This is a genomic window from Paraburkholderia sp. HP33-1, from assembly GCF_021390595.1.
GTDB lineage: Bacteria > Pseudomonadota > Gammaproteobacteria > Burkholderiales > Burkholderiaceae > Paraburkholderia.
The window spans coordinates 202,819-215,076 of record NZ_JAJEJR010000001.1 but is presented as its reverse complement, the minus strand read 5'-3'; the positions used below and the strand labels follow the sequence as shown (position 1 = coordinate 215,076).

Annotated in this window: 9 protein-coding genes; 3 read left to right on the top strand and 6 right to left on the bottom strand. The window is 64.8% G+C overall.

All coding sequences use genetic code 11. From position 1 onward, the window contains the following. Positions 1-72 precede the first annotated feature (72 nt). On the bottom strand, positions 73-1,011 hold the full coding sequence (locus L0U81_RS00955; protein ID WP_233799733.1) for a DMT family transporter: 939 nt from the start codon (positions 1,009-1,011) through the stop codon (positions 73-75). Positions 1,012-1,124: 113 nt separating this feature from the next. Between L0U81_RS00955 and L0U81_RS00950 the strand changes: the two genes are divergently transcribed. Beyond that, a complete protein-coding gene (locus tag L0U81_RS00950) occupies positions 1,125-1,595 on the top strand; it encodes an Lrp/AsnC family transcriptional regulator (protein ID WP_008920335.1) in 471 nt (156 codons plus the stop codon). Between the two features lie 38 nt (positions 1,596-1,633). Here L0U81_RS00950 and L0U81_RS00945 read toward each other — a convergent pair whose 3' ends face one another. Beyond that, a complete protein-coding gene (locus L0U81_RS00945; RefSeq protein WP_233799732.1) occupies positions 1,634-2,524 on the bottom strand; it encodes an alpha/beta fold hydrolase in 891 nt (296 codons plus the stop codon). 269 nt (positions 2,525-2,793) lie between these two features. On the opposite strand from L0U81_RS00945, the gene L0U81_RS00940 reads away from it, so the two are divergent. Then, positions 2,794-3,753, top strand: coding sequence for an NAD(P)H-dependent flavin oxidoreductase (locus tag L0U81_RS00940; RefSeq protein ID WP_233799731.1), 960 nt, complete (start codon positions 2,794-2,796; stop codon positions 3,751-3,753). Between the two features lie 36 nt (positions 3,754-3,789). Here L0U81_RS00940 and icmF read toward each other — a convergent pair whose 3' ends face one another. The 4 genes from icmF to L0U81_RS00920 form a co-directional block, all read right to left on the bottom strand. Continuing rightward, positions 3,790-7,170, bottom strand: coding sequence for a fused isobutyryl-CoA mutase/GTPase IcmF (icmF, locus tag L0U81_RS00935; protein ID WP_233799730.1), 3,381 nt, complete (start codon positions 7,168-7,170; stop codon positions 3,790-3,792). A 110-nt stretch (positions 7,171-7,280) separates the two neighbouring features. Further along, positions 7,281-8,213, bottom strand: a complete 933-nt coding sequence (locus tag L0U81_RS00930) for a LysR family transcriptional regulator (RefSeq protein ID WP_233799729.1) — start codon at positions 8,211-8,213, stop codon at positions 7,281-7,283. A gap of 149 nt (positions 8,214-8,362) precedes the next feature. Further along, positions 8,363-9,448, bottom strand: a complete 1,086-nt coding sequence (locus L0U81_RS00925) for a porin (RefSeq protein ID WP_233799728.1) — start codon at positions 9,446-9,448, stop codon at positions 8,363-8,365. A 581-nt stretch (positions 9,449-10,029) separates the two neighbouring features. Beyond that, positions 10,030-10,338 (bottom strand): hypothetical protein, encoded by a 309-nt coding sequence (locus tag L0U81_RS00920; protein WP_442793376.1) that lies wholly within the window; start codon positions 10,336-10,338, stop codon positions 10,030-10,032. Between the two features lie 714 nt (positions 10,339-11,052). On the opposite strand from L0U81_RS00920, the gene L0U81_RS00915 reads away from it, so the two are divergent. Then, the gene (locus L0U81_RS00915) at positions 11,053-12,075 is read left to right on the top strand and encodes a bile acid:sodium symporter family protein (RefSeq protein WP_233799727.1); all 1,023 of its coding nucleotides are present in this window, start codon (positions 11,053-11,055) and stop codon (positions 12,073-12,075) included. Positions 12,076-12,258 lie beyond the last annotated feature (183 nt).

Genomic DNA, 12,258 nt, shown 5'->3' with positions numbered 1-12,258 from the left:
GCGTTAGGCGCTTGAATGCCCACACTTTACTCTGGAATCCGTAGCAATTTCCGATCGAACGTCCCTTCGACATCACGTGGACGATAAGCACTTCTTCTGCGGCACGATCCGCCATCCGAGGTTGACGCCCGCCGCCGCCAGCAGAATCAGCGCGGCACCGAGCACCTGGATCCACGCGAGCGTCTGTCCGAACGCAATGCGATCGACGATGATCGCGACGACCGGATAGATGAACGACAGCGCGCCCGTCATCGACGTCGGCAGCTTCTGGATCGCGCCATACAGCAGCACGTACATGAGACCGGTATGGACGACGCCGAGCACGACCAGTTCGAGCCACTGCGCGCCGCTTGCCGGCAACGCGTCGAAGCGCACGAACGGCGCGAGCAACAGCACGCCGAGCGCCACCTGGATCAGCGCAAGCAGATGCGGTGGCGTGCCCTTCAATCGCTTCGTGATGATCGACGACACCGCATACATCGCCGCCGCGCCGACCGCATAGGCGACGCCGATCAGATACTGCCCCGGCACCGCAAGCACCGCCGGCTCGACCTTCACGACGAGCACGAGGCCGACGAACGCGACGACGAGCCACGCGAGCGTCGATGCGCTGATGCGCTCGCGAAACACCAGCGCGCCGAGCGCGACCAGCATGAACGGCTGCGTGTTGTAGACGGCTGTCGCCATCGAGATCGACGCACGCGAATACGCGGCGAACAGCAATACCCAGTTCGCGACGAGCGTCGCGCCGCCGAGCAGAGCGAGACCGAGCATCTTCCACGAGAACAACTTGCGGCGAAACAGGCCAAGCACGGCGCACACGAGTGCGAGCGTCGCGCCGCCGAAGATGCAGCGGAAAAACACCACGTTAAAAGGACTTTGCTGCGACGAGACGACGGGCCAGCCGATCGTGCCCGACATCAGCATTGCGATGCTCATCTCCGCCGCGCCGCGGCGGATGTCGCTCGACGTAGCGCTTGCGGTCGTTGCTGAAGCCTTGTTCGAAGCCATGATTCGATTCCGGATTGATGACTGCATGCTTGGCAGTGTAATTAATCCGCCCGCGCGAATACATGGCTAAACTTAAGCGTTACCGCGTTTTCACCTCGTAAACGAAGGCCATCATGAGCAAACGCCTTGCATCGATTGCGCCGGTCGCACTCGACGACACCGACCGCGCGCTGCTTGCCGCGCTCGCGCAGGACGCGCGCCAGCCGGTCAGCGAACTCGCGCGCGTCGTCGGTTTATCGGCGCCGAGCACGGCCGAGCGGGTGCGACGACTCGAAGCGCAGGGCGTGATCGAGCGCTTCACGGTGCAGATCGATCCTCGCGCGCTCGGCTTCACGCTGCAGGCGATCGTGCGCGTGAAGCCGCTGCCGGGCCAGCTGCATCTGGTGGAGGATGTGATCCGCCGTATTCCGGAGTTCGTCGAATGCGACAAGGTGACCGGCGACGATTGCTTCATTTGCCGCCTATACCTGCATTCGATCGAGCAGCTCGACGAGATCCTGTCGAAAGTGACCGAGCGCGCGGAGACCAGCACCGCGATCGTCAAGTCGACGCCGGTTGCGCGGCGGCTGCCGCCGCTCGGCTAGGGAAGGTCAAACGAAGGCCGCGCAAGGCGGCCCATCGTTTATTGTTCGACCGCTTCGAAAAACGACAGCATCTCGGCGACCAGCTCGTCCGGCGCTTCCTCGGGCAGATAGTGTCCGCACGACAGCGCGCGGCCGCTCACGTCGCGCGCGACGTGACGCCATTCGGCGGGCGCATCGAAGCATTTTTCGATCACGCCCTTGTCGCCCCACAGCACACGCAGCGGACAGCCGATCTTGTTGCCGCGCTCGATATCCGCGCGGTCGTACTCGAGGTCGATGCTGGCCGACGCGCGGTAGTCCTCGCACATCGCATGCACGGCGCCGGGTTGCGCGAGCGCCGCACGATAGGCGTCGAGCGCGGCGGGGTCGAACGGTGCAAGGCCCGCGTGACGCCCGCCCATCACCGCGTCGACATAGGCGGCCGGATTCGCGCCGATCAGCGTTTCGGGCAGCGGTTCGGGCTGGATCAGGAAGAACCAGTGGAAGTAATGCGTCGCGAACGTGCGGTCGGTGGCTTCGTACATCGCGAGCGTCGGCGCGATATCGAGCAGCATCAGACGCTCGACCGCGTCGGCGTGATCGAGCGCCATCCGGTGCGCGACGCGCGCGCCGCGATCGTGCGCGCAGACGAGGAAGCGCTCGAAGCCGAAGTGGCGCATCACCGCGACCTGGTCGGCGGCCATTACGCGTTTCGAATAAGGCGTGTGCGCGGCATCGCTGGGCGGTTTGCCTGATGCGCCGTAGCCGCGCAGATCGGTCGCGATCACCGTGAAGTGCTTCGCGAGCGGCGCGGCGCAGCGCTCCCAGATCAGATGCGATTGCGGATGGCCGTGCAGCAGCAGCAGAGGCGGCCCGGCGCCGCCCTTCACTCCGAAAATATCGACATCGCCCACGGCGACGCGAAAGGGCGTGAAATTCTCGAAGGCCATGACGTCTCGTTGGTCGTTTGGGGTCTGTGCATTGTAGAAGGCCGGGAGGTCCGTGCGCGGTGGGATAGCCCACGCAAGCATGGAACCTGAATACTCCTTCGAACCGTTCCAAACGGGCCTGCCAAGCGCGGGTCGCGCGCTTCGCCTATAATCGAACGATCGTTCTTAAATTTTGGAGCGGCTGCGGCGTGCCGCAAGCCGTGTGCCGCTAAACTCATTAAAGGCCGGGCGTAAGTCGCTCCGGTTGGCCCAATTTGGAGACTCGCACCATGGCACTGCCTGCCGTTCTGCAAAACCTCGCGCTGCCCGTCGTCGCTTCGCCGATGTTCATCGTCAGCTATCCCGAACTCGTGCTGGCGCAGTGCAAGGCCGGCATCGTCGGCTCGTTCCCGGCCCTCAACGCGCGCCCGGCCGAGCTGCTCGACGAGTGGCTCACGCAGATCCAGGCGCAGCTCGCCGAGCACAAGGCCGCGAACCCGGATGCAGTCATCGGGCCGATTGCGGTCAATCAGATCGTCCATCAGTCGAATGCGCGCCTCGAACACGACGTGCGCGTGTGCGTCGAGCACAAGGTGCCGATTTTCATCACGAGCCTGCGCGCGCCGGCGCGCGAGATCGTCGATGCAGTGCATAGCTATGGCGGCATCGTGCTGCACGATGTGATCAATCTGCGTCACGCGCAGAAAGCGCTGGAGGCCGGGGTCGACGGGCTGATCCTCGTCGCGTCGGGTGCAGGCGGCCATGCCGGCACCACCTCGCCGTTCGCGCTGGTCGGCGAGGTGCGGCGCATTTTCGACGGCCCGATCGTGCTGTCGGGCTCGATCGCCAACGGCGGATCGATCCTCGCGGCGCAGGCGATGGGCGCGGACCTCGCGTACATGGGCACACGCTTCATCGCGACAAAAGAAGCGCACGCGGTCGACGCCTACAAGCAGGCGATCATCAACTCGAAGTCCGCGGACATCATCTACACGAACCTCTTCACGGGCGTGCACGGCAACTACATCCGCGAGAGCATTCTGAACGCGGGGCTCGACCCGGACGCGCTGCCCGAATCGGACAAGACCAAGATGAACTTCGGCAGCGACAAAGCGAAGGCGTGGAGGGACATCTGGGGCGCGGGCCAGGGCGTCGGCCTGATGGACGACGTGCCGGACGTCGCCGAACTCGTCCAGCGTCTGAAGAAGGAGTACGACGACGCGAAGGCGCGCCTCGGCATCGGGCGTTGAGGCATCGAACGCGGCGGGCTGGCCCGCCGCCGCGTCCTACATATTGCGCCGGTACTGCCCGCCCACTTCAAAGAGCGCGTGGGTGATCTGTCCGAGCGAACACACGCGCACCACGCCCATCAGCACCGCGAAGACGTTGCCGTCGTCGATCACCGCGCGCTTCAGGCGTTCGAGCGCTTCAGGCGCCGCGTCGCGGTGGCGCGTCTGGAAGTCGCGCAGCCGCCGTAGCTGGCTCCGCTTTTCCGCATCGGTGGAGCGCGCCAGCACGATCGGCCGTGGCGCTTCATGCGGATGCGCGCTCAGGAACGTGTTCACGCCGACGATCGGATACGAGCCATCATGCTTGCGATGCTCGTACAGCATCGACTCGTCCTGGATCCGACCGCGCTGATAGCCGGTTTCCATCGCGCCGAGCACGCCGCCTCGCTCGGTCAGCCGCTCGAACTCGGCGAGCACCGCTTCCTCGACCAGATCGGTCAACTCGTCGATGACGAAGCTGCCCTGATTCGGATTCTGGTTCTTCGCGAGCCCCCATTCGCGATTGATGATCAGCTGGATTGCGACCGCGCGACGGACCGATTCCTCGGTCGGCGTCGTGATCGCTTCATCGAACGCATTGGTGTGCAGCGAGTTGCAGTTGTCGTAGATCGCGATCAGCGCCTGCAGCGTCGTGCGGATATCGTTGAAATCGATCTCCTGCGCGTGCAGGCTGCGGCCCGACGTCTGCACGTGATACTTGAGCTTCTGGCTGCGCTCGTTCGCGCCATAGCGCTCGCGCATCGCGATCGCCCAGATGCGTCGCGCGACGCGGCCAAGCACCGTGTACTCCGGGTCCATGCCGTTCGAGAAGAAGAACGACAGATTCGGCGCGAAGTCATCGATCGACATGCCGCGCGCAAGATACGCCTCCACGTACGTGAAGCCGTTCGCGAGCGTGTACGCGAGTTGCGAGATCGGGTTCGCGCCGGCCTCGGCGATGTGATAGCCGGAGATCGACACCGAATAGAAATTGCGCACGTTGTGTTCGACGAAATACGCCTGGATGTCGCCCATCACCTTCAGGCTGAATTCGGTCGAGAAGATGCAGGTGTTCTGCCCCTGGTCTTCCTTCAGGATGTCCGCCTGCACGGTACCGCGCACGTTTTCGAGCGCGGCGCGGCGCGTCGCGGCGAGTTCGGCTTCGGTCAGCGGACGGCCTTGCTCCGTTTCCTTGCGCGCTATCTGCTGGTCGATCGCGACGTTGAAGAACATCGCGAGGATCGTCGGCGCGGGGCCGTTGATCGTCATCGACACCGACGTTTCCGGCGAACACAGGTCGAAGCCGTCGTAGAGCGTCTTCATGTCGTCGAGCGTCGCGACCGACACGCCCGAATTGCCGACCTTGCCGTAGATATCCGGGCGCTCGTGCGGCTCCTCGCCGTACAGCGTCACCGAGTCGAACGCAGTGGATAGCCGCCTGGCCGGCATGCCTTCCGACAGCAGCTTGAAGCGGCGATTGGTGCGCTGCGGATCGCCCTCGCCCGCGAACATGCGCGTCGGGTCCTCGTTCTCGCGGCGAAACGGAAACACCCCGGCCGTGAATGGGAAATAGCCGGGCAAATTGTCGAGCATCAGCCAGCGCAGGATCTCGCCTTGATCGACGAATTTGGGCAGCGATACTTTGCGCACTTCGGAGCCGGACAGCGTCGTTACCGTCAGCGCGGTGCGGATTTCGCGCTCGCGGATGCGCACTACGTGTTCATCGCCGGAATAAGCTGTCACCGTTTGCGGCCACGCGTCGAGCAGCTTGCGTTCGCGCTCGCCGAGCGCGGCGCTGCGTTGGTCGATCAGCGCGTCGAGCGCCGCTGCGTCGCCGCCCGCCTCGCCGAGCATGCGGCGCGTCTCGACGAGTTGCCAGCGCTCGCGCGCGATGTGCGCCTGCGCATCGGCCCGCTCGCGATAGCCGCGCACCGTCAGCGCGATGTCGGCCAGATAGCGCACGCGCGCGGGCGGCACGATCGCATGCAGGTTGCTCGAAAAGCGCAGACCGGCGGGCGCGCTGAGCCGTGCGCTGCCCTCGCGCAGGCCGTGTGTGCGCAACGCATCGGCGATGTGCCGGTACAGCGCGGTCACGCCGTCGTCGTTGAAGCGCGACGCGATCGTGCCGAACACCGGCATCGCGCCGGGCGGTGTCGCGAAGTCCGCGCGGTTGCGCTGCACCTGCTTCGCGACATCGCGCAGCGCATCCTGCGCACCCTTGCGATCGAACTTGTTGATGGCGACGAAGCTCGCGAAGTCGAGCATGTCGATCTTCTCGAGCTGGCTCGCGGCGCCGAACTCCGGCGTCATCACGTACAGCGATTCGTCGACGAACGGCACGATCGCCGCGTCGCCTTGCCCGATCCCCGACGTCTCGACGATGATCAGATCGAAGCCCGCAACCTTGCACAGCATCAGCGCAGCGGGCAGCGCGTCGGAGATTTCGCTCGATGCCTCGCGCGTCGCCATCGAGCGCATGTAGACGCGAGCGCCGCCGCCCCAATCGCCGATCGCGTTCATGCGGATGCGGTCACCGAGCAGCGCGCCGCCGGATTTGCGGCGCGATGGATCGATCGCGAGCACGGCGATGCTCAGCGTGTCGCCGTGCTCGAGCCGGAAGCGGCGGATCAGCTCGTCGGTCAACGACGACTTGCCCGCGCCGCCGGTGCCGGTGATGCCGAGCACGGGGATCCGCGTCGCCTGCGCGAGCGTCGCTAGCTGGTCGCGGGCGGCGGCGTCGACGGTGTTCGTTTCGAACGCGCTGATCAACTGCGCGAGGCGGCGGAAGATCGGCGCGTCGGGATCGGCCGGCTGTGAACCAGGCGCCGTGCCGGCGTGCGACGCGACGGCATCACCGCGACGCGATGACGACTGCGCGGCCAGCTCGGCGAGCCATTCGCGCACCGGCGCCGGCCGCGCCGCCTCGGCCGCGCGCGCGCCTTCGACGCAGCGGGCGATCATGTCGTCGATCATGCCTTGCAGGCCGAGCCGCTGGCCGTCGTGCGGCGAGTAGATTTTTTCGACGCCATCGCGTTCGAGCGCGGCAATTTCCTCGGAGACGATCACCCCGCCGCCGCCGCCGAACACCTTGATGCGCTCGCCGCCGCGCGCACGCAGCATCTCGACGAGGTAGCGGAAGTATTCGTTGTGACCGCCCTGGTAGCTCGACACGGCGACGCCGTCAGCGTCCTCGTTGAGCGCTGCGGTCGCGACTTCGGCGACGGAGCGGTTGTGGCCGAGGTGGATCACCTCGACGCCGCTCGCCTGCAGGATGCGCCGCATGATGTTGATCGACGCATCGTGGCCGTCGAACAGCGCGGCGGCGGTGACGAAGCGCAAGCGCCGGCGCGTGGGCAGCTCGTGGCTGTCGGCACGCTGCGGCGTGGACAGATCGGTCATGTCTCCCCCAGATCATTTAACTGATGGGTGTTGACAGTCAGTATATAGAAACGGGGTAAGACGGCGGCGGCACGCGGGGCGCGCAGTTCGGGGCGGTTGCCGATGGCCCGCTACCGCACCGCCAACGCCCTGATCTCGTCCAGCGACGGCCAAAGCGATTGGTTCGCGAACCGCGCCACCAGAAAATCGACGAACGACCGCACCTTGGCCGACAGATGTCGACGGCTCGTGTAGATCACGTGGATCGGCAGCTCGCGCGGCGGCACTTCGTCGACGAGCAGCGGCACGAGCCGCCCCTCGGCGAGATCGTCGCCGATCACCTCGGTGCCCAGCATCGCGATGCCCGCGCCGTGCAGCACGACCACGCGCTGCGCCTCCAGCTGATTGACGACCAGGTTGCCCGACAGACGCACGCGCGAGGCCGCGTCGCCGGTCGCGACTTCGAGCGCCGACACGCCCGCGTACTGCAGATAGTTGTGGCGCGCGAGATCGGCGACGCTCTTCGGCGTGCCGTGCTTGCGCAGATAGGCGGGCGACGCACACAGCACCAGATGCGCGGTCGCGATCTGCCGCGCGATCAGGGAGGACGACTTGAGCCCGCCAGGCGACGCGCGAATCGCAACGTCGAAGCCCTCGTCGATCAGCTCGACGACGCGGTCGGACAGCGTCATATCGACGGTGACCTGCGGATACTGCGCGGCGTAGTCCGCGACCGCGGCCATCACGTGATTCAGGCCGAACGCCGACAGCGATGAAACCCGCAGCCGCCCGTGCGGCACGACGCTCGCCGCGCCGACCGCCTGGCCGGCTTCGTCGAGTTCCGTTAGCGCCTGACTCAGCCGCTCGTAGTATTCGCGGCCCGCCTCGGTCGGTGCGACGCGGCGCGTGGTGCGGTTCAGGAGCCGCGCGCCGAGCTGCTGCTCCAGATGCATCACGTGCTTGCTCGCCATCGCCGCCGACATCTCCATCTTCTCCGCCGCGCCGACGAAGCTGCCGGCTTCGACCACGTGGCGAAACACTTTCATGCTGACGAGGGTGTCCATCTCAGTCACTCGCTTCAGGAATCAATCGACGCCATTCTGCCGGGTTTATCAAAGGATCGGCAGCAAAGTTTGTATTCGACGGCGCCCGGAAGCGACAAAGCCCGCGTTCCGGGCAGAACGCGGGCTTTGCGGTGAGACTCGGGCGTCGCTTAGAACTTCGCGCGCAAACCCGCGCCGTACGTATTGCCGCTCGACTGTCCCGTGATGTGGTCATACAGGTAGGCGGCATAGACGTCCGTGCGTTTGGACAGCGGATAGTCGTAGCCGACCGCCGCCGTCTGGCGGGTCTGGTTCGAGCCGCCGCCGTTACGCGAATACGCATACGACGCCATCACCGAGCCCGGCCCGAACGGCACCGTGACACCGCCCTGTCCGGTGTTCACGTGCCAGCTCGTGACCTGCTGGTCGTTGTACGTGTACATGTACTGGCCGTACAGCTTCACGAACTTCAGGTCGTACGACACGCCCGCCTGCGCGACGCTCTGGCTGCGCAGACCCGGCACGCCGGAGGTCTCGAAGCTGCCAAGATCGCCCGGCACGTTGTTGAAGTTCACGTACTGATACACGGCGGTCGCCGCGAACGGGCCGTGGAAGTACAGCACCTGGCCGCTCCACTTCTTCGCGCCGTTCTGAGTCGTGTTGCCGAGCGCGTACATCGCCGTCGCCGACAAACCGTTGAAGTTCGGCGTCGCATACGACACCGCGTTGTTCCAGCCAGAGTCGCCGGTCACGCCCTGGTCGGTCGTGTAGGTCGGGAACGTGCCGAGGCCGAGGTACGTGTGATAGACCATCGGCGAGAACACGTACGAATCGATGAACGGGTTGAACAGGATCGTCGACACGAACAGCGGCGTGGTCAGACGGCCGGCGGTCACCGTGCCGTACGGCGACTCGATGCCGACGTACGCGTTGCGTGAGAACGTCGTGTCGCCGGTGAAGCGGCCGAACTCGCCGGTCTGCGCACGGAAGAAGCCTTCGACCGTGAAGATCGCCTTGTAGCCGTTGCCCAGATCCTCGGTGCCCTTGAAGCCCCAGTACGACGTCGACATGCCGCCGCCCGACACCACCACCGCGGTCTTGCCGCCCGGAAACTTCTGCGAGCCGACCCATTCGTCGACCTGTCCGTAGAGCTGCACGCTCGATTGCGCGAATGCGGACGATGCGCTCGCCAGTACAGCGGCGCATGCAGTGGCTTTGAGTGTGGTCTTCAGCGCGCTGCTGAGGCTTGTGTTCATGGATTCTCCAATCTTTGTCAAAAGGGTGCGGCTGTGCGAAAGGGGGGCGCTCGCGCGAATCGTTCTTGTTATCCGTTCGACCGTCGAGTCAATCTGGGCTCGACAATCTTTGCGGATCATTTCTATAAACAAAAATATCGCGGCTTATCGCAGGTATATCGGTCTGATTAGTTTGGTCAGATATCGGCTTGATAGGGCGCTTTGACGGGACCGCCATGGGCGGTTCCGACGCAATGCGGAATGCGGCGAACGGCGCGCCACAGCGCGCCGGACCCCGTTAAATGACAGGCCGATGACGCGACGCAGCAGAATGCCAAGATTTGACGCCGACCGGAACTTCGATGCCGAATGTTTTCAAAAAAGTGTGGCGTCGAAACGTCAGATTAGCGGTTCAGGCGCAGAGGAAGGCGCACGAAGCTGCGCGAAGGCTCGTGGGAGGGGATCTGGAGAATGGATTCCGCGAGCGCGGTTCTGGCGATGCGGTGGCTCGCGTCGAAGTGAAGCCGGCGGCGCGCTCACCCGGTCCGGTCGTGGCCAAACTGCTCCACGTGACGCGAAACGATGGGGTGAATCGCGCTCAGCTAATTTCGATACGGCGAACCTTCCGGAGGCCGCGGATCGTCGGATGGGCGTTGGATCGGGCGCGCCGCGCCGCGCTCTTCGTTGTAGCGGGCGACGTCGGCGCGGATCGAGCCGTTGCGCACCGGCATGTTGGGCGGCGGATGCGGCACCGGACGCGACTCCGTGCCGACCTGCATGATCACGCCGGGATAGCCGGACAGATCGCCGACAGGGCGCATGCCGGACTTATAGCCGCCGAAGCCATAGCCAAAATTGGCGACCGCGATATTCGGGTTTCCGCGTTGCGCGTGCGAGTCGCGACGAGCCATCGCATTACGCGAAGCGTGAGGAGCATGCACGGCGCCTGCAGCGGCACCGCCGCCATGCGGCATAGCCGGCCCTTTTGCATAGGCGAACGAACACAGCACGGCGATGACCGCGCCCCACGCCAAGCGCCTCGTTCTCGACAACCCGTCCACCTTTGTGACTCTCACGCCCGAAGACTTGCCTGAAATCCACCGTTCGAGCTTGCGATGGACCTGTTGCGGGAAGGAAGAAAAGCACCGCGTTCCGCTCGCGGCGCAGGGCATCCCTGCGGCCTTTGATCGGGTAATTTATGGTCGGCGGCAGAGGGTGTCGAGCCAAAAAGTGTTAGGTCTCGTCGGTGGATGTAACACCTTGTTACTGCGACGTTTTTCCTTGGCGCAGCCCCTGCGCGAGCGCGCCGCGAGGGCTTGCTGGCGGGCGTTTTTAACCGCGCCGTGCAAGCCCCGTCTATTGCAAGATAAACGGCGCTGGCAACGTCAATGGTTAAACGGTTTGTCGCGAACAAGCGCGCCGCCAATACTGAAACGTGCCGCGTCGCACGCAAGAGGCGATGTATGACCGGGCGAGCCAATGCGCGAACCTCATTAATCGATTCGGCAAATGAATTTGCGTTTTCAATCGACTTTCGACAACAATAGCCGCTTTCCATTACCACAGACCGCGCCCTGACTGGCGCGTCGCGTGTTCACACCGCGTTATTGAATCGAGATTCCCACATGTCCCGCCCGAAATACCTGCCCGATAACTTCACCCTGTGCCTCGTGGGCACCGTGATCCTCGCCAGCATCCTGCCCGTTCACGGGCAAGCCGCCGTGGGGTTCAACTGGGTGACGAATATCGCGGTCGGCCTGCTGTTCTTTCTGCACGGCGCCAAGCTGTCACGCGAGGCGATCATTGCGGGCGCGACGCACTGGCGCCTTCATCTCGTGGTGCTGCTGAGCACGTTCGCGCTGTTTCCGCTGCTCGGCCTCGCGCTTAAACCGGTCCTTTCGCCGCTGGTCACTCCGTCGCTCTACGCCGGCGTCCTCTTCCTCTGCACGCTGCCGTCGACGGTCCAGTCGTCGATTGCGTTCACGTCCATTGCCAAGGGCAACGTGCCGGCCGCGGTGTGCAGCGCGTCCGCGTCGAGCCTGCTCGGCATCTTCGTCACCCCAGCACTCGTCAGCGTCATCGTCACGAATCAGGCCGCGAGCGGCGGCACCTCGCCGTGGCATACGATCGGCAACATCGTGCTGCAATTGCTGGTGCCGTTCGTCGCCGGCCAGTTGCTGCGCCCGTTGATCGGCAAGTGGATCGAGAAGCACCGCGGCGTGCTGAAGTTCGTGGACCAGGGCTCGATCCTGCTCGTCGTGTACGGCGCGTTCAGCGAGGCCGTCACCGAAGGCCTGTGGCACACGATTCCGTTGTCCGCGCTCGGCGGCCTCATCGTGGTGAGCGCCGTGCTGCTCGCGCTGGCGCTGGCCGTGACGATCTTCGCCAGCAAGCGGCTCGGCTTCAATCGCGCGGACCAGATCACGATCATTTTCTGCGGCTCGAAGAAGAGCCTGGCCGCCGGCGTGCCGATGGCCAAGGTGATCTTCGCGTCGCACGCGGTCGGCGCCGTGGTGCTGCCGCTGATGCTGTTCCACCAGATCCAGCTGATGGTCTGCGCCGCGCTCGCGCAGCACTGGGGCGCCCGTGACATCAGCGGCGAGAGCGAGGCTGCGACGCGGCAACCCGCCGCCGTCGCGCGCCGTTGAAAATACGCGCAATGCAAACAGGACATTCATAACCGCCCTCCCTGAGCGTCGTTTTGATCGTGTGAAGAAAGCCGCCTGCGGGCGGCTTTTCCTTTTGGCTTTTGATTGGCCTTTATTTGTTATTTCACGCGCAAACGCTCGCGCTGTCGCCTCGGCCGGATGGCATAGGAAGATTCCTGCCAT